This window comes from Cupriavidus sp. UYPR2.512 (genome assembly GCF_000379565.1).
In the GTDB taxonomy this organism is placed as follows: Bacteria; Pseudomonadota; Gammaproteobacteria; order Burkholderiales; family Burkholderiaceae; genus Cupriavidus.
In genome coordinates, this window is the sequence record NZ_KB902853.1 from 276,949 (window position 1) to 300,733 (window position 23,785).

24 protein-coding genes and 1 tRNA gene are annotated in these 23,785 nt (G+C 67.0%); 12 read left to right on the plus strand and 13 right to left on the minus strand.

Annotated features, from left to right (window positions below):
• Window positions 1–27 precede the first annotated feature (27 nt).
• From glpK to A3A5_RS0103980, 4 genes are all read left to right on the plus strand, one after another.
• Window positions 28–1,599 carry a glycerol kinase GlpK gene (gene glpK / locus A3A5_RS0103965; protein WP_018309341.1) on the plus strand — a complete coding sequence of 524 codons (1,572 nt, stop codon included), beginning with the start codon at window positions 28–30 and terminating at the stop codon, window positions 1,597–1,599.
• Between the two features lie 38 nt (window positions 1,600–1,637).
• Window positions 1,638–3,242, plus strand: a complete 1,605-nt coding sequence (locus A3A5_RS0103970; RefSeq protein WP_018309342.1) for a glycerol-3-phosphate dehydrogenase/oxidase — start codon at window positions 1,638–1,640, stop codon at window positions 3,240–3,242.
• 179 nt (window positions 3,243–3,421) lie between these two features.
• Window positions 3,422–3,595, plus strand: coding sequence for an MliC family protein (locus A3A5_RS44360; protein WP_018309343.1), 174 nt, complete (start codon window positions 3,422–3,424; stop codon window positions 3,593–3,595).
• 91 nt (window positions 3,596–3,686) lie between these two features.
• The gene (locus A3A5_RS0103980) at window positions 3,687–4,067 is read left to right on the plus strand and encodes a hypothetical protein (RefSeq protein ID WP_012353264.1); all 381 of its coding nucleotides are present in this window, start codon (window positions 3,687–3,689) and stop codon (window positions 4,065–4,067) included.
• A gap of 55 nt (window positions 4,068–4,122) precedes the next feature.
• Here the strand turns inward: A3A5_RS0103980 and A3A5_RS0103985 are convergent, their stop codons facing one another.
• The 6 genes from A3A5_RS0103985 to A3A5_RS0104010 all read right to left on the minus strand — a co-directional run bounded on the left by A3A5_RS0103985 (window position 4,123) and on the right by A3A5_RS0104010 (window position 6,549).
• The gene (locus tag A3A5_RS0103985) at window positions 4,123–4,461 is read right to left on the minus strand and encodes a hypothetical protein (protein ID WP_018309344.1); all 339 of its coding nucleotides are present in this window, start codon (window positions 4,459–4,461) and stop codon (window positions 4,123–4,125) included.
• 23 nt (window positions 4,462–4,484) lie between these two features.
• The gene (locus A3A5_RS0103990; protein WP_018309345.1) at window positions 4,485–4,709 is read right to left on the minus strand and encodes a hypothetical protein; all 225 of its coding nucleotides are present in this window, start codon (window positions 4,707–4,709) and stop codon (window positions 4,485–4,487) included.
• 113 nt (window positions 4,710–4,822) lie between these two features.
• Window positions 4,823–5,230: a YXWGXW repeat-containing protein gene (locus A3A5_RS0103995; protein WP_018309346.1), complete on the minus strand. Its 408-nt coding sequence runs from the start codon at window positions 5,228–5,230 to the stop codon at window positions 4,823–4,825.
• A 117-nt stretch (window positions 5,231–5,347) separates the two neighbouring features.
• Window positions 5,348–5,551 carry a hypothetical protein gene (locus A3A5_RS0104000; protein WP_018309347.1) on the minus strand — a complete coding sequence of 68 codons (204 nt, stop codon included), beginning with the start codon at window positions 5,549–5,551 and terminating at the stop codon, window positions 5,348–5,350.
• A 67-nt stretch (window positions 5,552–5,618) separates the two neighbouring features.
• Window positions 5,619–5,921 carry a lysozyme inhibitor LprI family protein gene (locus A3A5_RS0104005; RefSeq protein ID WP_018309348.1) on the minus strand — a complete coding sequence of 101 codons (303 nt, stop codon included), beginning with the start codon at window positions 5,919–5,921 and terminating at the stop codon, window positions 5,619–5,621.
• Between the two features lie 166 nt (window positions 5,922–6,087).
• Window positions 6,088–6,549 (minus strand): CopD family protein, encoded by a 462-nt coding sequence (locus A3A5_RS0104010; RefSeq protein WP_018309349.1) that lies wholly within the window; start codon window positions 6,547–6,549, stop codon window positions 6,088–6,090.
• A gap of 305 nt (window positions 6,550–6,854) precedes the next feature.
• Between A3A5_RS0104010 and A3A5_RS0104015 the strand changes: the two genes are divergently transcribed.
• Genes A3A5_RS0104015 through A3A5_RS0104025 form a run of 3 tightly spaced genes read left to right on the plus strand, consistent with a single transcriptional unit; the run spans window position 6,855 to window position 9,246 of the window.
• Window positions 6,855–7,454 carry a YfiR family protein gene (locus A3A5_RS0104015; protein ID WP_018309350.1) on the plus strand — a complete coding sequence of 200 codons (600 nt, stop codon included), beginning with the start codon at window positions 6,855–6,857 and terminating at the stop codon, window positions 7,452–7,454.
• Window positions 7,451–8,716: a diguanylate cyclase domain-containing protein gene (locus A3A5_RS0104020; protein WP_018309351.1), complete on the plus strand. Its 1,266-nt coding sequence runs from the start codon at window positions 7,451–7,453 to the stop codon at window positions 8,714–8,716. Before A3A5_RS0104015 ends, A3A5_RS0104020 begins: the two co-directional genes overlap by 4 nt.
• Before the next feature lie 8 nt (window positions 8,717–8,724).
• Window positions 8,725–9,246, plus strand: coding sequence for an OmpA family protein (locus tag A3A5_RS0104025; protein ID WP_018309352.1), 522 nt, complete (start codon window positions 8,725–8,727; stop codon window positions 9,244–9,246).
• A 16-nt stretch (window positions 9,247–9,262) separates the two neighbouring features.
• Here A3A5_RS0104025 and A3A5_RS0104030 read toward each other — a convergent pair whose 3' ends face one another.
• The 6 genes from A3A5_RS0104030 to acs all read right to left on the minus strand — a co-directional run bounded on the left by A3A5_RS0104030 (window position 9,263) and on the right by acs (window position 15,728).
• Window positions 9,263–9,538: a hypothetical protein gene (locus tag A3A5_RS0104030; protein ID WP_013957332.1), complete on the minus strand. Its 276-nt coding sequence runs from the start codon at window positions 9,536–9,538 to the stop codon at window positions 9,263–9,265.
• Between the two features lie 51 nt (window positions 9,539–9,589).
• Window positions 9,590–10,438, minus strand: a complete 849-nt coding sequence (locus tag A3A5_RS0104035) for a D-amino acid aminotransferase (protein WP_018309353.1) — start codon at window positions 10,436–10,438, stop codon at window positions 9,590–9,592.
• Window positions 10,439–10,557: 119 nt separating this feature from the next.
• Complete coding sequence (locus A3A5_RS0104040; protein ID WP_035811802.1) at window positions 10,558–11,049, minus strand: GNAT family N-acetyltransferase; 492 nt, start codon at window positions 11,047–11,049, stop codon at window positions 10,558–10,560.
• A gap of 366 nt (window positions 11,050–11,415) precedes the next feature.
• Window positions 11,416–11,506: transfer RNA gene (locus A3A5_RS0104045), tRNA-Ser, on the minus strand.
• A gap of 85 nt (window positions 11,507–11,591) precedes the next feature.
• A complete protein-coding gene (locus tag A3A5_RS0104050) occupies window positions 11,592–13,643 on the minus strand; it encodes a sodium:solute symporter family protein (protein ID WP_026200435.1) in 2,052 nt (683 codons plus the stop codon).
• A 102-nt stretch (window positions 13,644–13,745) separates the two neighbouring features.
• Window positions 13,746–15,728 (minus strand): acetate--CoA ligase, encoded by a 1,983-nt coding sequence (gene acs / locus A3A5_RS0104055; RefSeq protein ID WP_018309356.1) that lies wholly within the window; start codon window positions 15,726–15,728, stop codon window positions 13,746–13,748.
• Between the two features lie 284 nt (window positions 15,729–16,012).
• Between acs and A3A5_RS0104060 the strand changes: the two genes are divergently transcribed.
• The 4 genes from A3A5_RS0104060 to murI all read left to right on the plus strand — a co-directional run bounded on the left by A3A5_RS0104060 (window position 16,013) and on the right by murI (window position 20,263).
• On the plus strand, window positions 16,013–16,972 hold the full coding sequence (locus A3A5_RS0104060; RefSeq protein WP_026200436.1) for a DMT family transporter: 960 nt from the start codon (window positions 16,013–16,015) through the stop codon (window positions 16,970–16,972).
• Between the two features lie 113 nt (window positions 16,973–17,085).
• On the plus strand, window positions 17,086–17,628 hold the full coding sequence (locus tag A3A5_RS0104065; protein WP_026200437.1) for a TIGR00645 family protein: 543 nt from the start codon (window positions 17,086–17,088) through the stop codon (window positions 17,626–17,628).
• Window positions 17,629–17,830: 202 nt separating this feature from the next.
• On the plus strand, window positions 17,831–19,354 hold the full coding sequence (locus A3A5_RS0104070; protein ID WP_010814713.1) for a fumarate hydratase: 1,524 nt from the start codon (window positions 17,831–17,833) through the stop codon (window positions 19,352–19,354).
• Window positions 19,355–19,453: 99 nt separating this feature from the next.
• Window positions 19,454–20,263, plus strand: coding sequence for a glutamate racemase (murI, locus tag A3A5_RS0104075; protein ID WP_018309359.1), 810 nt, complete (start codon window positions 19,454–19,456; stop codon window positions 20,261–20,263).
• 12 nt (window positions 20,264–20,275) lie between these two features.
• On the opposite strand, the gene A3A5_RS0104080 is transcribed toward murI, so the two are convergent.
• A complete protein-coding gene (locus tag A3A5_RS0104080) occupies window positions 20,276–22,576 on the minus strand; it encodes an AAA family ATPase (protein ID WP_026200438.1) in 2,301 nt (766 codons plus the stop codon).
• Between the two features lie 487 nt (window positions 22,577–23,063).
• On the opposite strand from A3A5_RS0104080, the gene A3A5_RS0104085 reads away from it, so the two are divergent.
• Entirely contained in the window at window positions 23,064–23,723 is a 660-nt protein-coding gene (locus A3A5_RS0104085) for an energy transducer TonB (protein ID WP_018309361.1), read from the plus strand.
• Window positions 23,724–23,785 lie beyond the last annotated feature (62 nt).

Here is a 23,785-nt window from a genome sequence, read left to right on the forward strand (position 1 = left end):
TGCTTTGCCATTGTCAGGATCGAACGCATGAACCAGCCAGCCGCGCAGGCCCAGCGCCCTGCATCGTCCCAGCTTCCCACCGAGCCGCAATATGTGCTGGCGCTCGACCAGGGCACCAGCAGCTCGCGGGCCATCCTGTTCGACCATGCCGGCAATGTGGTGCGGCTCGCGCAGCGCGAGTTCCGCCAATATTACCCACATCCCGGCCATGTCGAGCACGACCCTTACGAGATCTGGCAATCGCAGCTGGCGGTGGCGCACGCGGTGCTGGCCGATGCCGGCATCTCGGCCTCGCAGGTGCGCGCCATCGGCATCACCAACCAGCGCGAGACCACCGTGCTGTGGGACCGCAAGACCGGCGAGCCGGTCGGGCGCGCGCTGGTCTGGCAGGACCGCCGCACCGCGCCCATGTGCGAGGCGCTGCAGGCCGCCGGCCACGGCGAGCTGTTCCGCGAGAAGACCGGCCTGATCATCGATGCCTATTTCTCCGGCACCAAGCTGCGCTGGATGCTCGACAACATCGAAGGCGCGCGCGAACGCGCCCAGCGCGGCGAGCTTGCCTTCGGCACCGTCGACAGCTGGCTGATCTGGCAGCTGACCGACGGCGCGCGCCATATCACCGATGTGTCAAATGCCTCGCGCACGATGCTGTTCAATATCCACCGCTTCGAGTGGGACGACGCGCTGCTGGCGCTGCTCGACATCCCGCACGCGCTGCTGCCCGAGGTGGTGGCGTCCAGCGGCGAGGTGGCGCGCACCTCGGCGCGGCTCTTCGGCATGCAGATCCCCATTGCCGGTATCGCCGGCGACCAGCAGGCCGCCACCTTCGGCCAGGCCTGCTTGTCGCCGGGGATGGCCAAGAACACCTACGGCACCGGCTGCTTCCTGCTGATGAATACCGGCGCGCAACCGGTCACGTCGCACAACCGGCTGCTAACCACGATCGGCTGGCAGTTCGGCGGCCAGACGCAATATTGCCTGGAAGGCGGCGTGTTCATGGGCGGCGCCACCATCCAGTGGCTGCGCGACGGCCTGAAGATCATCAACAGCGCGCCCGAGGTCGAACCGCTGGCGCGCCAGTGCGACGACACCGGCGGTGTGGTGCTGGTGCCCGCCTTTGCCGGCCTGGGCGCGCCGCACTGGGACGCCTTTGCGCGCGGCACGCTGGTCGGCATGACGCGCGGCACGGGCCGGCCGCAGATCGCGCGCGCGGCGCTGGAATCGATCGCGCTGCAGAGCGTCGACGTGCTGGAAGCCATGCAGAAGGACGCCGGCATCTCGCTGGCCGAGCTGCGCGTGGACGGCGGCGCCTCGCGCAGCGACCTGCTGATGCAGATGCAGGCCGACCTGCTCGGCACCGCGGTGGTCCGCCCGCGCGTGACCGAAACCACCGCGCTGGGCGCCGCCTACCTGGCGGGCCTGGCCACCGGCTACTGGAGCGATCCGGCAGAGATCGCGCAGCAATGGCAGGCGGAGCGGCGCTTTGAGCCGAACCTGTCGGCTGACGCGCGCAGCCACCGGCTGGCGCGCTGGCATCGCGCAGTCGACCGCGCGCGCGACTGGGCGCGCGAGGACGAAGCCAACGGCAGCCACGCCTGAGCGCCAGCCGACCCCGAACACACCCCGAAGAAAGCGTCATGCAGAGAGTCTCTACCCCGATCCAGCCCCCCCACCGCGCCGCCCTGCTCGCCATCCTGGAGCGCGAGCCGCGCTGGGACGTGATCGTCATCGGCGGCGGCGCCACCGGCCTGGGCACCGCAGTCGACGCCGCCTCGCGCGGCTACCGCACGCTGCTGGTCGAAGCCGCGGATTTTGCCAAGGGCACCTCCAGCAAGGCCACCAAGCTGGTGCATGGCGGCGTGCGCTACCTGGCCCAGGGCAATATCAGCCTGGTGCGCGAAGCCCTGCATGAGCGCGGCCTGCTGGCGCGCAACGCGCCGCATCTGGTGTGGCCGCTGGGCTTCGTGGTGCCGGCCTACCAGCTGTTCGACCAGCCCTTCTACGGCATCGGCCTCAAGCTCTACGACATGCTGGCCGGCGACCTCAACCTGGCCGGCAGCCGCTGGCTGAATCACCGCGAGGTGCTGGCCGCGGCGCCCAACCTGGCCGAGCACGTCGGCGGGCGTCCGCTGCGCGGCGGCAACCTGTATTTCGACGGCCAGTTCGACGATGCGCGGCTGGCGGTGGCGCTGATGCGCACGCTGTTCGACGTGGGCGGCACCGCGCTCAACTACATGCGCGTGACGGGCCTGAGCCAGCAAGGCGGCGTGATCAGCGGCGTGACCGTGCAGGATGTGCTGGGCGATGCCACCTTCCACCTGCGCGCCGACTGCGTGATCAACGCCACCGGCGTGTGGGTCGATGCGATCCGGCAGATGGAGGACGGCCACGCACGCGCCATGGTCGCGCCCAGCCAGGGCGTGCACCTGACGCTGCCGCGCAGCTTCCTGCCGGGCGAGCGCGCCATCCTGATTCCCAAGACCGACGACGGCCGGGTGCTGTTCGTGGTGCCATGGAACGGCCACACCATCGTCGGCACCACCGACACGCCGCGCCGCGACCTGCCGCTGGAGCCGGACGCCGGCGCCGACGACGTCGATTTCATCCTGGAAACCGCGTCGCGCTACCTGGCCAGGGACCCGACCCGTGCCGACGTCACCAGCGTCTGGGCCGGCCTGCGGCCGCTGGTGCGGGCAACCGGCGAGGCCTCTACCGCGTCGCTGTCGCGCGAGCATACGATCCTGGTGTCCAAGGCCGGGCTGATCACCGTCACCGGCGGCAAGTGGACCACTTACCGCAAGATGGCCGAAGACGTGATCGAGACCGCGATCCAGCGCCAGATGGTGCGCGCGGCCCCGTGCGTGACCGCCGAGTTGCCCCTGCACGGCGCGGCGGGGCTGCCGGCCGGGCTGCCGCCGCCGGATTCAGGCTCGCCGGACCGCTACTATGGCAATGAGCTGGACATGCTGCGCGCGCTGCCCGGATATGACCGGATGCTGGCACCGGCGTCGGGCCTGACCGAGGCGCACGTGCGCTTTGCGGCGCGGCACGAACTGGGCCGCAGGGTCGAGGACGTGCTGGCCCGCCGCAACCGCGCGCTGTTCCTGGACGCGCGCGCCGCCGTGGACGCCGCGCCGGCCGTGGCCGCGATCCTGGCCGAGGAGTTCGGCGAGAACGAGGCCTGGCAGGCGCGCGAAATCGAGAGCTTCCGTACGCTCGCCGCCGGCTACATGCTCGGCTGACCTGGACGCCGGCGCGACCGCCGCCGGCGCCGCCCCTCTCAACTGGCTGGCACACCACCGATCGACCAAGGCAAACCCATGACCGCTCGCCCGATCCTGTCCCGCGCCCGCGCCGTGGCCCTGCTCGCAACCCTCTGCGCCTGCGCCTCGGCAACAGCCCGGACAACCAGGCGGCGGTCTTGCGCATCGAAGGCGAGCCGGTGCTTGCGGTCAGCACCGTGTCGGCCTCTGGCGCGCGCTATGTCGGCGGCCGCCACGAATGGTGGACCAAGGGCGCGCAAGGCACGTTGCGCGACCTGATGCAGGCCGAAAACGCCGCCCCGGCGCTGGCCAACTGCCAGGCAAAGCCTTGAGCGGGACGCAAACGGCGCGGCTGCGCCACATCACCGTTTGAGGTGGCGGCGTTCCGGGCGATAATGCGGGGATTGAATCAGGGAGAACACCATGGACGAGATTGAAGATCTGTCCGATCTGCCGATGCCCCGCTTTATCTGGGGCTTCGCCGTTATCGCAGGCAAAGGCGGCGAGGTCATGCACGACGAGTTCGAGTATCTGACCCACACCCGCAGCCCGCGCTTCACCTGCCGCGTGGTCGAGCTCGAGGACATGCCGGCTGAAAGCGAGGAAGACGCCATCGATGGCCGCATCGTCCATGATGACGATCCGAGCCGGATGTTCTATATCACCGATGCCGGCATGGCGCTGGTCAATTTCCAGCTGTTCGACAAGATGCCGGACAAGCAGAAATTCAAGCGCATCTGCGACGAAGCCATCGCCAACTGGATGCTGCGCCGCGAATTCCTTGACGATGAAGAGGAGGACTGACCCGCTCGTAACCTGATGGGGTCAGGCAGGTGGCCGCAGGCGCGGCCACCATATTTCAGCTCTTGTCCTGCTCCGGCGGCAACGCGCCCGCCAGCAGTTCATTGAGCAGCCCGGTCATGCCACCCGGGTGATCCACGGCAAGCGCCTGCAGGCGCTTGACCAGCGTGCTGTCCAGCTTGCACGCAAACGGCACCAGACCTTGCTCCTGGTCCAGCCGGCGCTGTTCGCGCCGGTCCGGGCGCGCAGCGCCGCCGGGAATACCGCCCCGCCCCGCCGTAGCCTGCTTCAGGCTGTTGGCGAGCTTCAGGCCCTTGTTTTTTTCCAGGTCCGTTTTCTTCACGGCATTATCCGAAAGTCTGTAGAGGCCGGTATTGTACGCACCTTCGGCACCCATCGGCCGCAAGGCGACCGGCGCGGCTATTCGTTGCCGACTTCGATCAGTTCGGCAGCCACCCGCTGGATTTCCGCATAGACCGGAATGGCCTCCATCGGCCCGGTGCAGCCCACGGCCGTGGCCTGGCCGGCATCGGCGCCAGGCGGCAGGAACACAAAGGCCATGCCGGGCTGCCAGCCGGGATGCTTGCGCAGGCTGTCATTGAGGATGTCGAGATACTGCGCGCGCGTGAAAACGTGCTTTGCCATTGCTACCTCCGGTATCCGCTGCCGATGCGCCGCGCGGGCGCGATTGTCATGGCGGCGATCGTAGCATGGCAAAGCCACCCGACGTCACCGTAGGGCGCCGGGCGGTTGGCGCATCAGCACTCGCCCTTCTTGGCGTGGCCGGGCGGGCAGTGATAGCCCTTGTCCTTGTGCCCCTTGTCCTTGTACCCGCCCTGGTCCCAGCGCCCCGGCACCAGCACCCAGCCGTCGCGCGACTGGATCCAGCGCGGCGACTCATAGATATAGCCGGGGCGTTCACGTTCCCAGCGCCCCTGCTTCCAGGCGTGCTTGTGGTGGTGATCATCCCAGTCCCAGTAGCCCGGCATCCAGACATAGCCTGAGCGCGGCGCGGGCACGACCTCGTAGATAGGGGCCGGCGGTGGTACGCCGATGGCAACGTTGACCGACACCTGGGCCATCGACGCCGCACTGAACGTCAGGCCGGAACCCAGCAGGGCCGCCAGCAGGAGGGCCTTGGCCGGCCGGAGCGCGCGATGTGTCATGGGAGTCCTTTCTTGTGGAGGAACATGCCCACAGTCTAGCGCGCACCGATCCCGGCGCAATGTAAGAAACGGTATCCGTTGATCACAAAGATGCCAGCGCGCAACACTGGCGCCAGCCTAGTGGTCTTCGGCCATCGCCTTGAGTTGGGCCTCGCCCGCTACCCGCGCGGCATCCGAGGTGGTGAAGGTGTCGTCCGAGACAATGGCGCGCCGGATCTGCTGCGCGCTAAAGTCCACAAGCGCGATGACCCACACATAGCGCCCCGCCTGGGGCGCGGTTTGCACAAAAGCTTTCAGGTTGTTCCGCGATTCACTTGCCATGATCCATCTCCTGGTGAGACGTGCCGCAGCACAGGTGTCTGGAAACTCTAGCACATGGCTCGCCCGCTCACCGGGCGGCGGCCTCGGTGGCGAAGTCACGCAATTCGCGCACTCGCGCGGCCGTCATCTCGGCCATGCAGGTCGCCCCGGCCACGCGCGCGGCCGTGCCGCCGGCCGGATTGGCCACATAGGCGCAATTGGCCTGGCGGAACTCCAGCCAGGCACGCTGCGCCACCCGCAGCTGGCCGGTGCGCGGCGCTTCCAGCCGCCGCAGCAAGGCTTGATAGGCGCTGTTCAGCGCCACGTCCTGGACCCGTGTTTCGGCCGCAGCGCAGCCGAGCATGTCGGCAGTCGCCATGGCCTTGGCCATGCAGCGTTCATATTCAGCGCTCAGGCGATTGCTTTGCGCGGCATGGGCCGGTGCACCCGCCACTGCAAGACCAAGGACTGCAAGACATGCGATGACGCGCATCATGGCTCTCCCTTTGCCTGGTGGTAACACGACGATGCAGGACCATGCCGGGGCATCGGGCTGCTCAGGCCAGCCAGCGCCCCAACGTGGCCACCGCGATATTGACCAGCCCGAGCACCAGGTTGGTCCCCACCGCCTGCCGGATGCGGTTCAGCGCGGCACCGGCGGCCGGCCAGTCCTGGGCATCCACGGCCCGGCCCAGCACGCGATACGGCCCAAACCACACGTAGCAGAAAATCGCCGCCATGACGAGGCCGATGCCCATCATCAGGTGCCAGTTGCGTGGGGCACCGGACATGCCCACTGCGGCCATCATCGCCGCGCCGCTCAGCAGGATCGCGATCACCGCCGCCCACACCCACGGGAAGAAGCGGGCAAACACGCCGCGCCAGAGCTGCAGCCGCGGCGGCGGTTCCAGCACGGTGCCGGCCACTGGCCGCAGGCACAGGTAGGCGAAGAACATGCCGCCCACCCAGACGGCAACGCCGGCAACGTGCAGGAAGCGGAAAAGCGGGTCGGCAATCATGGCGGCATGCGGCGGCAAGGCGCGCGTTGGGGACGATGGCCCCATTCTAAGTGTTGTGTCCGCCACGGCGAAGCGCCGCGCGCGTTCCCGCCTGACTTCAGGAAAACGACCCAAAACCGTTAAACATTTCGTATCACGCCGCGTCGCAAACGGGCCCCACGCAAACATGCCCGCACAAGCGCGTTCCGGGGCCGAGCCCGCCCGTGGCGAACGCTTGACCGCCCGAAACCCGCCCCCGGACAATAACCGCGGCTGCGGCCAGCCAGTCACCCATACCGGCCGTACCGAACCTCCTTCCCCAGACCATGGCTCCTGCCCCAGCCAGCGCCCTTCCCCGTGCCGATTCCGCCCGACTGCCCCCGCTGCTGCGCCGCGCCCTGCCGGCCCTGCTCGCCGTGACGCTGGCGGTGCTGCCGGCCATGCTGCCGCCGGCGGTGACGGCGCAGCCCGCGCCGCAGCGCACCGACCTGGTCGCGCGCGTGGTCTTCAGCCTGCTGGGGTATGCACGCTGGCCGGTTGAGCGCGACCCCGTGCGGCTGTGCGTGGACAGCACCGGCCGCTACTCCGCCCGGCTGATGGAAGGCGGCACGCTCGCCAACGGCCGGTCAGTGCGCGCGCGCCAGGTCGACGTGCTGGCCGACATGCTGCATCCGGACTGCGATGCCCTCTACGTCGGCGCCATGAACGAAGCCCGCCGCAAGCGCCTGTCGGGCGAACTGACCGGCCGCCCGGTACTGGTGATCGCCGAGGAAGACTTCGAGTGCGAGGCCGGCAGCATGTTCTGCCTTAGTATCCGCGACCAGCAGGTCTCGTTCCGCGTCAACCTCGACACGCTCGCCCGCAGCGGGGTGCACGTGCACCCCGGCGTGCTGCAACTGGGCCGCCGCAAGGGAGCGCCATCATGAGCGCCCGCCAGCCGGCGCGCGGCAACGGCGCCCGCCCCACCCTCTACAGCGTGCTGCGCCGGATCCACCTGGGCGTGGCGCTGATCGCGGTATTCACTGCCGGGGTGTCGCTGACCGCCCTTGGCCTGACCGCACTGCGCGTCTATGCCGACCACAACGTGCGGCTGGTGGCCCGCTCGATCGCCTACACGCTGGAAGCGCCGGTCGTATTCCGCGATCAGGCGGCCACCGGCGAGACGCTGGCGGCCATCGCCGCGTCCGAGGACATCGCGCACGCCACCGTCTACGACCACGACAACCACGTGCTGGCCGAATGGCAGCGCCCCGGCCAGGCGCCACTGACCGGCTTGCGCCACGTGCTGAGCGAGTGGCTGAGCATGGGCATCGTGGAACAACCGATCCTGCACCAGACCCAACAGGTCGGCATGCTGCGCGTCAGCGGCGACCCCCGCAACCTGCTGCATTTCCTGCTGCAGGGCGCGCTCGGCCTGCTTGGCTGCCTGCTGCTGACCGCCGTCGGCGCCCACTATCTGGCCAGCCGGCTGCTGGTGCAGATCGTCGAGCCGCTGCGCAATCTGATGCGCGTGGCGCACGCGGTGCGCTCCGAGCGCGATTTCGCGCAGCGCACGCCACCGGCCACCATCGCAGAACTCAATGCCCTCAGCGAGGACTTCAACGGCCTGCTGGACGAACTGCAGACCTGGCAGAACCAGATGCAGCACGAGAACCGCTCGCTCGCCCACCGCGCCAACCACGATGCACTGACCGGCCTGCTCAACCGCGCCGCCTTCGTCGAAGCGCTGGAGCACGCCGTGCGCCATGCCGCGGCCAACGACGAATGCGCAGCCGTGCTGTACCTGGACAGTGACGATTTCAAGAACATCAACGACCGCCACGGCCATGCCGCCGGCGACACCGTGCTGGTGGCCGTGGCCCAGCGCATCCGCGCCAGCCTGCGCACCGGCGACACCGTGGCGCGCATCGGCGGCGACGAATTCGCCGTGCTGGCCGCAGCGCTGCGTGCACCGCGCGACGCCATCCATATCGCCGAGCATATCCTGCAGGCAATGTCCGCCCCGATCGACCTGCCCGACGGCAGCACGGTGCAAGCCTCGCTCAGCATCGGCCTGGCCGTCTTCCCGGTCCACGCGCAAGGCAGCCAGGCCCTGCTGCACGCGGCCGACGCCGCCATGTACGGCGCCAAGCGGCGCTCCGGCGGCACCTGGCAAAGTGCCGAGCCGCGCCTGGACGTTACGCAGTGAGAACCCGCATGCCCGAACGCCTGACCCCGCCCTGCTGGAAATCCCTGTGGAAACTCTGGCTCGCCGCCGTCGTGCTGGCGGGGCTGTCGCTGGCCGGCTGCCAGACCGCGCCGCCAGCCACCGGGCTGTCTGCGGCCCAGGTCGCGGTGCTGAAGCAGGAAGGCTTCGCGCTGACCGATGAAGGCTGGGAACTCGGCTTGTCAGACAAGCTGCTGTTCGGATTCAATGAGGACCTGATCGACGCCGAGCGCGCCGCCAATGTGCAGCGCCTCGGGCGGGCGCTGAAGGGCGCAGGCATCGAGCGCCTGCGCGTGGATGGTCACACCGACGACGCGGGCTCGGCCGAATACAACCAGTCGCTGTCAGTGCGGCGCGCCGAAGCCGTGGCAAGGCTGCTGGCAGGCGCCGGCTTTGCGCCGGAAAACATCGAAGTTCGCGGACGGGGCAAGAGCCTCCCGGTGGCCGAAAACCGCACCGCCGCCGGACGCAGCGAGAACCGGCGCGTCGCCATCATCGTATCGGTCGACTAGGACGGCGGCCGGCGCTTCAGTCGCCGAACGGATTGGGCGCGCGGTTCTCTGGCGCTTCACTCAGGTCGAACTCGTCGCGCACCTTGTCGACCACCGCGCGGATGCTGGCCTCGTAGCCGGACGCATTGCCGAAGCCCGTCATATTCCAGTTGCGCCCGCGGGCGTCGCGCGCGTGCGGCACGGGCGCCGGCACCCGGACCTTGGCACCGTCCTCGCCGATTTCATAGATTTGCTGGATGCGCCGGCTCACCTCGTCCTGCAGGGCACGCCGGCCACGCTCACGCTTGGCCATGGCTGACTCCTCGATGAATCCCGAGGCATCCTAGCACGCACGCAAATCAGCTCAAAGCGCAGCCTTGGCAGCCTGGTACGCGGCGTAAAGCCGGGCAAAGACCGGCCCCGGCATCCCCTTGCCAATGCTGCGGCCATCGATAGTCACCACCGGCAGCAGCTCCTTGCTGGCCGACGACAGCAGCACCTCGTCGGCGGCGAACACCTCTTCCTTCGCGATGCGGCGCGCCTCCAGCGCAATCCCCATCGCGGCACAGACCTCTTCCATGAACCCGTAGCGGATGCCTTCCAGGATCAGGTTGTCCTTGGGCGGCGCCATCACGCGGCCATCGCGCACCACCCACACATTGGAAGCCGATGCCTCGGTCAGCCAGCCATCCCGGAACTGGATCGCCTCGATCACGCCGTGCTCCACCGCATGCTGCGCCGCCAGCACGTTGCCCAGCAGCGACGTCGACTTGATCTGGCAGTTCAGCCAGCGCCGGTCCTCCATCGTCACGCACGCCACGCCCTGCTCAAGCATCTGCGCCGACGGCAACGCCATCGGGTTGGTCATGATCAGCACCGTCGGCACGACCTCTTTCGGAAATGCATGCGTGCGCTTGGCGACGCCGCGCGACACCTGGATGTAGACCAGCTGGTCCGACAGGCCGTTGGCTTCGACCACCTCGCCGACCAGCTCCAGCCACTGACCGGCGCTGTACGGATCAGGAATCCCGATGCCCTCCAGGCTGCGGTGCAGGCGGGCCAGATGCTGGTCCCCGCGGAATGGCTTGCCGTTGTAGTACGGAATGACTTCGTAGATGCCATCGCCAAAGATGAAGCCGCGGTCGAGGACGGGGATGCGGGCTTCGGAAAGGGGGGTCAGGGTGCCGTTGAGGTGGACGATGGGGTCGGACATGGGGACAAGTGCCAGAGATTCAAAAGAGACGCCTGATTCTTTCACAGGCGGGCAGGCAGGTTCATGCAATTTGCGCATGAAGTTGGCTACCCGTGCCATGTCGGCGCCAGCGCGCAGACTCAGGCTGACGGCAGCGCTTTCGACAACAGCACAGTGGTAAAGCCGCTGTCCCAGCTCTCGTCGGGATAGAAATCGATCTCGGCATAACCATGGCGCCGGTAGAACGCGCGGCTTTGCACGTTGAACGTGTCCGTCTCCAGCCTCGCCTCGCGATGCCCTGCGCTGGCAATCTCGCCTTCGGCATGGGCCAGCAGCGCCCCGCCCAGCCCCATGCGCTGCCATGTTCGCCCGACATGCAGGGCCCAGATGAAGTTGTTTTCCCAGTCCACCATGGCCGCCGGCACGCCATCCACGCAGGCTACGCGGAATGCTTGCAAGCGGGCTTCGACGTAGCTTCGGGTCTTGCCTTGCCGTTCATAGGCGGCTGCCGCAGCGGCTGTCAGTTGCGGCTTCCAGGTGCCGAGGTAGGTGTCGGTCAGGATGTCTTCCACCGCTTGCGCGTCTGCGGGCAAGGCGGGGCGGATTTCGGGTTGGAAGGTGAGTTTGGCCATGGCCGAGAGGATACCGGGCACCGGATACATGACGGAAGCCCTCTCACGGACACAGGAACTTGGCGGACAGAACAATTGGATCGGCACGCTCAGCCAATCCGGCGCGCCGAGATGGAAGTCATGCATTCGTCGTGATGACTGGCAAGCCATGTCGCCCTGCGGCAACACCTCTATTTAGAGGGATGCGCGATACGAGGTCCTGTACGACCATCCTCACGGGCGATCCCGCGACTCGCCCACTACTACTTCAGCCCTCGCCTACCCTGGCCGAGGGCTTTTCTTTGAGCCCATCAGGCATCATGGAGCTACCAGGGACTGGAAACAAAAAAGCCGCCCAGACGGGCGGCTTCGCTTTGCACAGTGTTCTGGCGGAGAGAGGGGGATTCGAACCCCCGATAGGCTATTAACCTATACACGCTTTCCAGGCGTGCGACTTAAACCACTCATCCATCTCTCCGGGAAGTCCGAGATTATAGCAGAGTTGCCTGGCGAATCCAGTGCTTCGTCGCCGCATTCCGCCTTGCTTGACAATCCCATCCGCCCTACCCCTTGCGCAGGTAGCTCACCAGCCGGTCGATCACCGGCGCATTGCGTGGCGTCAGCAGGCTGACGATGATGGCCACGGCGAAACCGGCGGGCACGCCGAAGGCGCCGGAGGCGATCGGGTCGACGCCGAACCAGCGGTTGCCGAAGATGCCGGTCATGCGGGTGAAGAACGGGTAGTTGACGATGATGTAGTAGACCGCCACGCCCAGTCCGGCGGCCATGCCAGCGACGGCGCCGGCCGCGGTGGTGCGGCGCCAGAAGATGCCGAGGACCAGTACCGGGAAGAAGCTGGAGGCGGCCAGCGAGAACGCGGCGCCGACCAGGAACAGGATATTGCCCGGGCGCAGCGATGTGACGTAAGAGGCAAAAAGCGCCACGCCCAGCAACACGATCTTGGCGGTGGTGACGCGGCGCTGGTGGCTCGCCTGGCGGTCAACCATGTGATAGAAGACGTCGTGCGAGAGCGCATTGGCAATGGTCAGCAGCAGGCCGTCGGCAGTGGACAGCGCGGCGGCCAGGGCGCCGGCAGCGATCAGGCCGGAAATCACGTATGGCAGGCCGGCGATTTCCGGGGCGGCCAGCACGATCATGTCGGGCTGCAGCAGGATCTCGGCCCATTGCACGATGCCGTCGCCGTTGACATCGCGGATGCCGAACACCGGTGGATCGACCTTGCGCCATTGCACCACCCACTGAGGCAATTCGGCGTAGGAGGTGCCCACCAGGTGCTGGAAGAACTCATATTTCACCAGCGCAGCCAGCGTGGGCGCGGACACGTACAGCAAGGCAATGAAGAACACGGCCCAGGCCACGGAGTTGCGCGTTTCCTTGACCGACGGCGTAGTGTAGAGCCGCGTCAGGATGTGCGGCAGGCTGGCGGTGCCGACCATCAGGCAGAACACCAGCAAGACAAAATTCAGCCGCTTGGTCTCGCGCTCGTGCTCCGATGCCGCGGGATAGGGCTCGGTCGATGACAGCGAATGGCGGCTGCGGGCCAGTGCGTCTGCCCGCTGCTGGTTCCACTGCTGCTGTGCCGCCGCGGGGTCGCGCGGGAATTCCAGCCGTTCGCGCTCCAGCGACTTGATCTCGCGCAGCGGGGCATTGTGCGTGCGCAGGTCCTGCAGCCGCGCGTCGAGCGCGTCACGCTCCTGGGCAAAGGAATCGGGCAGCCGGGCGGTGCGCTCCTGCAGCAGGATGGCCTGCTGCCGGTAGTACTCGCGCACGGCCTGCTCGGCCGGCTCGCGCTCCAGCTGCTGCTCGCGCGCGTCGAGTTGCGACAATAGCGTGCCGTAGCTGAGCTGCGGCAGCGCTTCGTGGTGATGCTTCCAGGCGATCATCGATACCGTGACCAGGAAGGCCACGATCATCATGATGTACTGCGCTACCTGCGTCCATGTGACCGCGCGCATGCCGCCAAGGAACGAGCACACCAGGATGCCGGCCAGGCCGAAGAAGATGCCGACGGCAAACTCCACGCCGATAAAGCGCGTCACTACCAGCCCCACGCCCTGGATCTGCGCCACCAGGTAAACGAAGGAGCATAGCGAAGCCGCCAGCACCGCGATCGCGCGCACTGGCAGGTTGCCGCCGGGCTTGCCGTTGCCGTAGCGCGCTGCCAGGAAATCGGGAATGGTGTAGCCGCCGTACTTGCGCAGGTACGGCGCCAGCAGGAAGGCCACCAGGCAGTAGCCGCCGGTCCAGCCCATCACATAGGCCAGCCCTTCGTAGCCCGAGGAAAACAGGATGCCGGCCAGGCCGATGAAGGACGCCGCGCTCATCCAGTCGGCGGCAATCGCCATGCCGTTGAACAGCGCCGGCACGCGCCGCGAGGCGACGTAATACTCGTTCAGGTCCGAGGTGCGGCAGATCAGCCCGATGCAGGCATAGATCGCAATGGTGATGAAGAGGAAGACGTAACCGAGCCACAGCGCATCGGCATTGGAGCGTTCCAGCAGCCCCATCATGCCGACGAAGCCGAACAACCCTAGCGTGAACAGGCCGTAGTACAGCAGCAACCGTCGGCGAAAGCGCGACTGGGCTTCAGGCATGGGGGACGGTTCGTGGTCGGTGGGCGGCTATCGTAACAAACCCGCCGGCGCGCGGGAACGCGGCGGCGGGTTCAAGGGCTAGATCGGGCCGAAGCTACAGGATCACTGCGCCTGCTTGAGCTGCTCCAGGATGGCCGGATTCTCCAGCGTCGAGGTGTCCTGCGTGATCTCCTCTCCCTTGGCCAGCGACCGCAGCAGGCGCCGCATGATCTTGCCCGAGCGCGTCTTGGGCAGGTTATCGCCAAAGCGGATGTCCTTGGGCTTGGCGATCGGACCGATCTCCTTGCCGACCCAGTTGCGCAGTTCCGTCGCGATCTTGACGGCATCTTCGCCAGTCGGACGCGCGCGCTTGAGCACGACGAAGGCGCAGATGGCCTCGCCGGTCATGTCGTCGGGGCGGCCCACCACGGCGGCTTCGGCCACCAGCGGGTTGGACACCAGCGCCGACTCGATCTCCATGGTCCCCATGCGGTGGCCCGACACGTTCAGCACGTCGTCGATGCGGCCCATGATGGTGAAGTAGCCCGTGTCCTTGTCGCGGATCGAGCCGTCGCCGGCCAAGTAGAGCTTGCCGCCGAGCTCTTCGGGGAAGTAGCTCTTCCTGAAGCGCTCCGGATCGCCCCAGATGGTGCGGATCATGGCCGGCCACGGGCGCTTGACCACCAGGATGCCACCGTTGCCGTTGGGCACGTCATGGCCGGTCTCGTCGACGATGGCGGCCATGATGCCCGGCAGCGGCAGCGTGCACGAGCCCGGCACCAGCGGCGTCGCGCCCGGCAGCGGCGTGATCATGTGGCCGCCGGTCTCGGTCTGCCAGAAGGTGTCGACGATCGGGCAGCGCTCGTTGCCGATGTTCTTGTAGTACCACATCCACGCTTCCGGATTGATCGGCTCGCCCACGGTGCCGAGCAGGCGCAGGCTGGACAGGTCGTATTGCTTCGGATGGATCTTCTCATCAGCCTCGGCGGCCTTGATCAGCGAGCGGATCGCGGTCGGCGCGGTGTAGAAGATGCTGACCTTGTGGCGCGCGATCATGTCCCAGAAGCGGCCGGCGTTCGGGTAGGTCGGCACGCCTTCGAACACTACCTGGGTGGCGCCGGCGGCCAGCGGGCCGTAGGCGATATAGGTGTGGCCGGTGACCCAGCCGATGTCGGCGGTACACCAGAACAGGTCATCGGGCTTGATGTCGAAGGTCCATTTCATCGTCATCAGCGCCCACAGCAGGTAGCCGCCGGTGCTGTGCTGCACGCCCTTGGGCNTGCCGGTGGAGCCGGAGGTGTAGAGCACGAACAGCGGATGCTCGGCGCTGACGGGCTCGGCCTCGCAGGTATCCGGCTGGCCGGCGCAGACATCTTCCATCCAGCGGTCGCGGCCTTCCGTCCAGGCAACCTTGCCGCCGGTGCGGCGGTAGACGATCACGTTCCTGACGGCATCGCAGCCGCCCAGCGCCAGCGCATCGTCGGCAATCGCCTTCAGCGGCAGGGCCTTGCCGCCGCGCATCTGCTCATCGGCAGTAATCAGCGCCACCGCGCCCACGTCCACCAGCCGCTCCTGCAGCGACTTGGCCGAGAAGCCGCCGAACACGACCGAGTGCGTGGCGCCCAGGCGTGCACAAGCCTGCATCGCGACCACGCCTTCGATCGACATCGGCATGTAGATCACCACGCGGTCGCCCTTCTTGACCCCGAGCGCCTTCAGGCCGTTGGCAAAGCGGCACACCTTGCCGTGCAGCTCGCGGTAGGTGACGCGGGTCACGGTGCCGTCGTCGGCCTCGAACACGATCGCGACCTTGTCGGCGTTGCCGTTCTGCAGGTTGCGGTCCAGGCAGTTGTAAGAGGCGTTGAGTTCGCCGTCTTCGAACCACTTGTAGAACGGTGCGTTGCTTTCGTCCAGCACCCTGGCAAAGGGCTTGGTCCAGTGCAGCAACTCGCGCGCATGGCGGGCCCAGAAGCCTTCATAGTCGCGCTCGGCTTCGTCGCACAGGGCGCGGTAGGCCTCCATGCTGGGGATCGCGGCCTGGCTGGCGAAGCCTTCAGGCGGGTTGAACACGCGATGCTCTTGCATCACCGATTCGATGGCGGACATAGGCTTGTCTCCTGATTTTGGACTGGCTTTGGCTGCCAAGTTACGCCCGACGGCTTACTTAAACCTGACGGTTGGCGGCGGAACCACACCCATCGCGTGCTGCAGTGCAGCGACGGCGGCGCACCGCCCGGCGCGAAAGTGCAGCCTTCTCCATTAGGCTAGCACAGCTATAATGCCGCGAGTTCCATACCTGAATGCGGCGCTTGCCCTTGCCGCTCCCGCCGGCCCTGTACCTGCCGCGCCAAAGCGCCGCGGCGTCCTGCCGGACGACCAAGGCCGTGCCCGTGCCCGCCAATCCTTCAGCATTCTCCCCGGTCTACGCCCTCTTCCTGATCGCCTCGATGGCGCTGGTCGGCAGCAATGTCGGACTCGGCAAATCGATCATCGCCCACGTGCCGGTGCTGCTGTTCGCGCTGCTGCGCTTTGTCATCGCCATCGTCTGCCTGGCGCCGTGGTACCGGCCCGCGCGCATGTGCCGGGTCTCGCGCGGGGAATGGCTGAACCTGTTCCTGCAGGCGTTCTTCGGTACCTTCCTGTTTACGCTGCTGATGCTCAATGGCGTGCGGCTGACCAGCGCCATGGCTGCCGGCGTGATCACCAGCACCATCCCGGCCACGGTGGCGATCCTGTCATGGTTGCTGCTGCGCGAGCGGCTGTCGCGGCGCACGGTGGCGTCGGTGCTGCTGGCGATGACCGGCATCGCGGTGCTGAACATCGCCCGCGGCGATGCGCATGGTGCCGGCAGCGGCAGCCAGGCATGGCTGGGCAACCTGATGATCATGGGCGCGGTGGTATGCGAGTCGATCTACGTGATCCTGTCGCGCCGGCTCACGCAGACCCTGGCCGCGATCGAGATCTGCGCCTACACGCACCTGATCGGCGGGCTGCTGATGCTGCCGCTGGGGCTGGTGCCGCTGCTGAGCTTCGATGCCACCACGGTGCCGGTGCAGACCTGGCTGATGGTGTTGTGGTATGCGCTCTCGGCCAGCGTGTTCTCGTTCTGGCTGTGGATGAAGGGCATCCGCCATGTGCCGGCGGCGCTGGCCGGGGTGTTCACCTCAGTGCTGCCGGTGGCGGCTGCCACCTACGGCATCGTCTTCCTGGGCGAGCAGCCGGGCTGGCCGCATGGGGTGGCGCTGGTGTGCGTGCTGGCCGGGATCGTGCTGGCCAGCTGGCCGGGGCGGATCGCGCGCGGCGCGTGGCGCGGCAAGGCGGCCGGCGCCGATCCTGGCGCCGCGGGTTGAGCCACGCCGGCGACGAACGGTGGCAGTCTTCGGTTACGGCCGGTAACACCGCCCGGTCATCGGCGCTTGCTACAATCCACGCCGACTTTCAACTCGCCGACACCGCCCCGCCCATGGCTTCCAATCCAATGACCAGGCCGCAGACCATGCGGCCGATCCCAAGCATCATCTTCGCGTCGCGCTGGCTGCAGTTGCCGCTTTACCTGGGCCTGATCGTGGCCCAGGGCGTCTATGTCTACCACTTCCTGGTCGAAGTCTGGCACCTGCTGGCGCATGTGACCGAGTTCGACGAGAACAAGATCATGCTGGTGGTGCTGGGCCTGATCGATGTGGTGATGATCTCCAACCTGCTGATCATGGTGATCGTGGGCGGCTATGAGACCTTCGTCTCGCGGCTGGGCATCGACAACCACCCGGACGAGCCGGAATGGCTGGACCACGTCAACGCCGGGGTGCTCAAGGTCAAGCTGTCGATGGCGCTGATCGGGATTTCGTCGATCCACCTGCTCAAGACCTTTATCGATGCTGAGCAGCGCACGACGCACACCATCATGTGGCAGGTGGCCATCCATATTGCCTTCCTGCTGTCGGCGGTCGCCATGGCATGGGTGGACCGGATGGTGACGCACCCGGCCGGCTCACACAATAAGCACTAATCACATTAATGCGCCATCGGACGCCTAGTCCCAGCCAGACCGCGGCCATGTGCCGCGGTTTTTGCTTTTTAGCCCACCCCCCACGCAACTAGCGGCGCGTGCCGCACATTCCCGGCTGTAGACGGATGTATGCAGCCGGGCAGAGCGCCCCGGCTCAGTGTATGATTTCAGGCTGTGTTTCACCGCTGCCCTCCCCCACAAAATGACTGTCATCAAGCAAGAAGACCTCATCCAGAGCGTCGCCGACTCCCTGCAGTACATCAGCTACTACCACCCGATGGACTACATCACCAGCCTGGGCCGTGCCTATGAGCTGGAGCAGAGCCCGGCGGCCAAGGACGCGATCGCGCAGATCCTGACCAACAGCCGCATGTGCGCCGAGGGCAAGCGCCCGATCTGCCAGGATACCGGCATCGTCACGATCTTCGTCAAGGTGGGGATGGACGTGCGCTGGGACGGCGCCACCATGGGCCTGACCGACATGATCAACGAGGGTGTGCGCCGCGGCTACACGCACCCGGACAACGTGCTGCGCGCCTCGATCGTCAGCCCGCCCGAAGGCGGCCGCAAGAACACCAAGGACAACACCCCGGCCGTGATCCACTACGAAGTGGTGCCGGGCAACACCGTCGACATCCAGGTCGCGGCCAAGGGCGGCGGCTCGGAGAACAAGTCCAAGTTCGTGATGCTGAACCCGTCTGACTCGATCGTCGACTGGGTGCTGAAGACCGTGCCTACCATGGGCGCCGGCTGGTGCCCGCCGGGCATGCTGGGCATCGGCATCGGCGGCACCGCCGAGAAGGCCATGGTGATGGCCAAGGAATCGCTGATGGAGTCCATCGACATCCAGGACATCATCGCCCGCGGCCCGAAGGACTGGGTGGAGGAACTGCGCGTCGAGCTGTACGAGAAGGTCAACGCCCTCGGCATCGGCGCGCAAGGCCTGGGCGGCCTGGCCACCGTGCTGGACGTCAAGATCATGGCCTGCCCGACGCACGCCGCGTCCAAGCCGGTCGCGATGATCCCCAACTGCGCCGCCACCCGCCACGTGCACTTCACGCTGGACGGCAGCGGCCCGGCCAAGCTGGAAGCGCCTGACCTGTCGCAATGGCCGAAGGTGGAGTGGGCACCTAACACCGAGACCTCCAAGCGCGTCGACCTGAACACGCTGACGCCGGAAGAAGTCGCATCGTGGAAGCCGGGCCAGACCCTGCTGCTCAACGGCAAGATGCTGACCGGCCGCGACGCCGCGCACAAGCGCATCGCCGACATGCTGGCCAAGGGCGAGAAGCTGCCGGTGGACTTCAAGAACCGCGTGATCTACTACGTCGGCCCGGTCGATCCGGTGCGCGACGAGGCGGTCGGCCCGGCCGGCCCCACCACCGCCACGCGCATGGACAAGTTCACCGAGATGATGCTGGCCGAAACCGGCCTGATCTCGATGATCGGCAAGGCCGAGCGCGGCCCGGTGGCGATCGAGGCCATCAAGAAGCACAAGTCGGCCTACCTGATGGCCGTGGGCGGCGCCGCCTACCTGGTGGCCAAGGCGATCAAGGAAGCCAAGGTGGTCGGCTTCGAAGACCTGGGCATGGAGGCCATCTACGAGTTCGACGTCAAGGACATGCCGGTGACGGTCGCCGTGGATAGCGAAGGCACCTCGGTGCACAAGACCGGCCCCGCGGAATGGCAGGCCAAGATCGGCAAGATCCCGGTCGCCGCGCTGTAAGCCTGGCAAAACGGTAGAATCTGCCGTCGCGCTCGAAAAAAAAGCCGGGTTCCGACCCGGCTTTTTTCTACCTTGTTTCTTGTCGTCCCTGCCCCCCCCGTGAACCCCGCACCCATCGGCGTCTTCGATTCCGGCCTCGGCGGCCTGTCCGTGCTGCGCGAGATCCGCGCGCTGCTGCCCCATGAATCGCTGCTGTACCTGGCGGATTCGAGGTACGCGCCCTATGGCGAGAAGCCCGAGGCCTTTGTCGAGGCGCGCACGCTGCAGGCCTGCGAATGGCTGCTCGGCCAGGGTTGCAAGGCGCTGGTGATCGCCTGCAATACCGCCACCATGCATGCGGTGCAGACGCTGCGCGAGCGGCTGGCGGTGCCGATCATCGGCGTCGAGCCGGGCCTGAAGCCGGCTGCGGCCGCCAGCCGCAGCAAGGTCGTGGGCGTGCTGGCCACCGCCAATACCCTCAAGAGCGCCAAGTTCGCGCGGCTGCTGACATCGCTGGAAGGCGAAAGCCGCTTCCTGTGCGAGGCGGGCCTGGGACTGGTGTCGCTGATCGAACAAGGCGAGACCGACGGCCCGGCCGTGCGCCAGCGCCTGGATGCCTACCTGACGCCCATGCTGGAGGCCGGCGCCGACACGCTGGTGCTGGGCTGCACCCACTACCCTTTTCTCTCCGGCACGATCCGGGCGATGGTTGGCGACCAGCTGGCACTGGTCGACACCGGCAGCGCCATTGCGCGCCAGCTGGCGCGCAAGCTGGCCGAACACAAGCTGGCCGCCGCGCCCGCTGCCACCCCGCACGACCGCTTTGCCTCCACCAAGGACGCCGCGCACCTGCGCGCCATGGCAGCCACGCTGCTGCAGGTGGAAGCGGATGCGGAAACGGTGGTGATCGAGCCGGCGCCGGCGCTCTGACCGGCGCCCCGCTTACTGGAGGAAGCCCAGTGGCCGGTGCTCCCGCACCTCGGGCTTGATTGCGTGTTCCTGGCGCAGCTGCGCCAGGAACTCATCCGGCGTCAGCGCCTCGCCCAACAGCACGCACTGGCGCTTGACCGTGGCAAAGTCGCCCGGCGTCAGGCAATCCATCATATCCAGCTCGCGGCGCATGCTGTCGGTCAGGCCGGCGGCCTCGCCGTCAAGCGCCTCGTCGACAAACATCGCCACGCGCTGCGCGGGCTTGAGCGCCAGGAAGCGGATCTTGAACGAGAAGCGGCGCAGCGCGGCCTCGTCGATGCGATCGAACAGGTTGGTGGTGCAGATAAAGATGCCGTTAAAGCGCTCCATGCCCTGCAGCATCTCGTTGACCTCGGAGATCTCATAGTTGCGCACCGCCTGCTGGCGGCTCTGCATAAAGCTGTCGGCCTCGTCCAGCAGCAGCACCGCCCCATCCTCTTCGGCGCGCGCGAACATGGCGGCGATCTGCTGCTCGGTCTCGCCCACATATTTGCTCATCAGGTCGGAGGCGCGGCGGATCATCAGCGGCAGGTCCAGCTCGGCCGCGATATGCTCGGCCAGCGCGGTCTTGCCGGTGCCGGGCGGGCCGTAGAAGCACAGCGTGCCGCGCTGGCGCACGCGCAGCGCGTCGACGATCTTGACCACCTCGTAGCGGGTTTCCAGGTGCAGGTTCTCCAGCCGGTAGTGCGTGACCACCGGCCGCGCCTCGGCCTCTGGGCGCAGCCCCATGGCGCGGTCGGCGTGTTCCAGCTGGCGCAGGATCAGCGCCTCGACCGGTTCCTCAACATCGGGCCGCGCCAGTTCGACGAAGCGCGCGGCCGACTGCACCTGTGCCGGCGTCAGCGTCTTGCGCCCGGCCAGCCCGGTGATAAAGGCGTCGCTGACATCCAGCCCACCCAGATGCTTGCGGATAATGTTCTCGCGCACCAGCGGCGGCGGGATCTTCAGTTCCAGGTGGAACTGGAAGCGGCGCAGGTAGGCCGGGTCGATCTGGCGGATCGAGTTGGAGATCCAGATCACCGGCACCGGGTTCTGCTCGAGCGTCTGGTTGACCCAGGCCTTGCCGTTCACCGAGGCGCGCGTGTCTTCCTGGCCGAACAGGCTCATCAGCTCGCGCGCGCTGCCGGGGAAGACGTCTTCCACCTCGTCGAACAGCAGCGCGGTATGCGCACGCCCGCGCAGAAAGGCCTGCGACACCTGCAGCGAGCGGTAGCGGTCCTTGCCCGACAGGCTGTTGCCGTCGCGGTCCAGGCAATCCACTTCATACAACTCGCAGCCGGCCTCACGCGCCAGCAGCCGCGCGAACTCGGTCTTGCCGGTGCCGGGCGGCCCATAGATCAGTACGTTGACGCCGCTGGCGTGCTGGCGCGTGGCATTGCTCAGCAGCGCGCACAGGTAGCGCGCGTCGGTCTCGACATGGGGATAGTCGGCAGTAGTCAGCGTGGGCGGCGCGGCCGGGCGGGTGAACACCGCCATCATCTCGGCTTCGTTGGCGTAGTTGCCCAGCAGCACATGCAGCAGCCGGTCTGAGAGCCGCATCAGGTCGCCCAGGTCGGTCACGCTGTTTTCCGGGAGTGGCTGCTCAATCAGGTTCAGGGTCTCCAGCCGCGAGCCCGGCCGCAGCGAGGCGGCCACGTCGGCCGCGCCGGCGCCGGTCAGGCCGGCCAGGATCTGGAACGCTTCCTGGCTGTGCGCCACCTTGCAGTCGACCATCACCGCGCGCAGGTCGCGCTTGTACTTGGCCAGCGCCGCGTACAGCAGAAGCTTGCGCTCGTGCTCGGGCAGGTCCAGCACATGGCTGAGCATGTCGATATTGCGCACCAGCAGCACGCGCTCGCCTTCCAGGCGCTGGGCGATGGCAGCTGCCGAAGCGTCGAACACGGCGAACATGTCCTTGGCGTGGTGCTTGACGTACTCGTCCAGGTAATAGAACAGCGCGCTTTCATCGAATGCGCTGTTCCACTGGCCGTGGCGGTCCAGGAATTCCTCAGGGGTCAGGCGGGCGGTGCCCTTCCAGGCCGGCATGTCGGCGCAGCGCGCGGCCAGGAAGCGCTGCACGCGCAGCACCACGCCGTACGGCCACACCATCTCCTGCGCGCTGACGGTCAGGACATCGTTGATATTGCTGCGCAGGTTGAAGCGCGGGCCCAGTGCGCAGACCACGCGCAGGGCAAACTGGGCGCACATCCAGTCCAATGCTGAACTGGACGATGTGCCAGGCATGGAGCGCAGAAGCGTCGATCGGTCATCTTCAGCAAAACGTGTGAAGTCCATGGACGGGTCCCCGAGCGCGCTGTGCGCGATGGCGGGGCCGCGACCGGGGCACCGCCACGTCTACAGTTTCTTCCTATGCTAGCGCGCTTTGGCGCCAGCCGCGCATGCCTGTGCGCAACGGGCACCGGCAATTGTGGCCTGGGGCACCGAAGCGCAGCAAAGTGCCAGAGCGCGCCAGCGCGCGTGCACCGCTTCATTCCCCCCGGAATGCTGTCTGGACTTGCCGGTATAACGTGCCGCGCCAGAAAATTCCAGTTGCGACGCACAAATCACAACAAATAAGAATCATTATCGTTTATACTAGCCAGCTGACACGCTGCCCCAGAGTGGCGCTCCCACGGCAACCCAGTTGAAGGAGCGTTTATCATGGAATTGCTGCTTAGCCTGCTGGTCGGTTGCGGCATCTCGCTGATCCTGTTTTATCGCAAGTGACGGCGCACACAGCGCCGCTGCGGTGCCACCGCTGGCAGACTTTTGTTGTTGACACATGTTCGACCAACGCTTCTTCAAGATTACGCTCGCCGTACTGCTGTTCCACGTCGGCCTGCTCTACCTGATCCAAAGCGGCCTGGGCCGCAAGCTGACCGAGGCGGTGATCTCGCCGGAAATCGTCGCGCGCATCATCCCGCTGGAGCCTCCCAGGCAGGAAGCCCCGCCGGAGCCGCCCAAACCCAAGCCCAAGCAGGAAACCCCGCCCAAGCAGGTGAAGGTGACCACGCCCAAGCCGACCCCGCCGCAGCCCAGGCCAACCCCGCAGCCGGTAGCCAGCCTGCCGCCGACGCCGAACGCGCCCGAGGCCCCTCCCGCGCCGCCGGCACCCCCGGCACCAGCCGCTGAGCCCGCCCCGGCGCCGGTATCCGCCGCGCCGCGCGCAGTCGGCATCGGCGAAATCCAGTGCACGCCGCCGCAACCGAAGTATCCTTCCCAGTCACGCCGCATGGGCGAGACCGGCAAGGCCGTGGTGCGCCTGACCACCGACGAAAGCGGCAAGGTCGTGAAGACTTCCGTCGTATCCTCGAGCGGTTCGTCGCGCCTGGACCAGGCCGCGGTAGAGGCCGTGCAGACCATGCGCTGCAAGCCTTACCTGGACAACGGCCGCGCCGTTGCCGTCACGGCGCAGCAGCCGATCGGCTTCGAACTGAACTGACCGCCCCGGATTTCCCGATCTCTGATCTGACCTAAACCAAGCGAACTCACCAGGAACCAACA

Bases quoted from the DNA above. Each gene is read 5' to 3' on its own strand.
- glpK (WP_018309341.1), top strand. From the start codon at position 28: ATGAACCAGCCAGCCGCGCAGGCCCAGCGCCCTGCATCGTCCCAGCTT.
- A3A5_RS0103970 (WP_018309342.1), top strand. From the start codon at position 1,638: ATGCAGAGAGTCTCTACCCCGATCCAGCCCCCCCACCGCGCCGCCCTG.
- A3A5_RS0103980 (WP_012353264.1), top strand. From the start codon at position 3,687: ATGGACGAGATTGAAGATCTGTCCGATCTGCCGATGCCCCGCTTTATC.
- A3A5_RS0103985 (WP_018309344.1), bottom strand. From the start codon at position 4,461: ATGGGTGCCGAAGGTGCGTACAATACCGGCCTCTACAGACTTTCGGAT.
- A3A5_RS0103990 (WP_018309345.1), bottom strand. From the start codon at position 4,709: ATGGCAAAGCACGTTTTCACGCGCGCGCAGTATCTCGACATCCTCAAT.
- A3A5_RS0103995 (WP_018309346.1), bottom strand. From the start codon at position 5,230: ATGACACATCGCGCGCTCCGGCCGGCCAAGGCCCTCCTGCTGGCGGCC.
- A3A5_RS0104000 (WP_018309347.1), bottom strand. From the start codon at position 5,551: ATGGCAAGTGAATCGCGGAACAACCTGAAAGCTTTTGTGCAAACCGCG.
- A3A5_RS0104005 (WP_018309348.1), bottom strand. From the start codon at position 5,921: ATGGCCAAGGCCATGGCGACTGCCGACATGCTCGGCTGCGCTGCGGCC.
- A3A5_RS0104010 (WP_018309349.1), bottom strand. From the start codon at position 6,549: ATGATTGCCGACCCGCTTTTCCGCTTCCTGCACGTTGCCGGCGTTGCC.
- A3A5_RS0104015 (WP_018309350.1), top strand. From the start codon at position 6,855: ATGGCTCCTGCCCCAGCCAGCGCCCTTCCCCGTGCCGATTCCGCCCGA.
- A3A5_RS0104020 (WP_018309351.1), top strand. From the start codon at position 7,451: ATGAGCGCCCGCCAGCCGGCGCGCGGCAACGGCGCCCGCCCCACCCTC.
- A3A5_RS0104025 (WP_018309352.1), top strand. From the start codon at position 8,725: ATGCCCGAACGCCTGACCCCGCCCTGCTGGAAATCCCTGTGGAAACTC.
- A3A5_RS0104030 (WP_013957332.1), bottom strand. From the start codon at position 9,538: ATGGCCAAGCGTGAGCGTGGCCGGCGTGCCCTGCAGGACGAGGTGAGC.
- A3A5_RS0104035 (WP_018309353.1), bottom strand. From the start codon at position 10,438: ATGTCCGACCCCATCGTCCACCTCAACGGCACCCTGACCCCCCTTTCC.
- A3A5_RS0104040 (WP_035811802.1), bottom strand. From the start codon at position 11,049: ATGGCCAAACTCACCTTCCAACCCGAAATCCGCCCCGCCTTGCCCGCA.
- A3A5_RS0104050 (WP_026200435.1), bottom strand. From the start codon at position 13,643: ATGCCTGAAGCCCAGTCGCGCTTTCGCCGACGGTTGCTGCTGTACTAC.
- A3A5_RS0104065 (WP_026200437.1), top strand. From the start codon at position 17,086: ATGGCTTCCAATCCAATGACCAGGCCGCAGACCATGCGGCCGATCCCA.
- A3A5_RS0104070 (WP_010814713.1), top strand. From the start codon at position 17,831: ATGACTGTCATCAAGCAAGAAGACCTCATCCAGAGCGTCGCCGACTCC.
- A3A5_RS0104080 (WP_026200438.1), bottom strand. From the start codon at position 22,576: ATGGACTTCACACGTTTTGCTGAAGATGACCGATCGACGCTTCTGCGC.
- A3A5_RS0104085 (WP_018309361.1), top strand. From the start codon at position 23,064: ATGTTCGACCAACGCTTCTTCAAGATTACGCTCGCCGTACTGCTGTTC.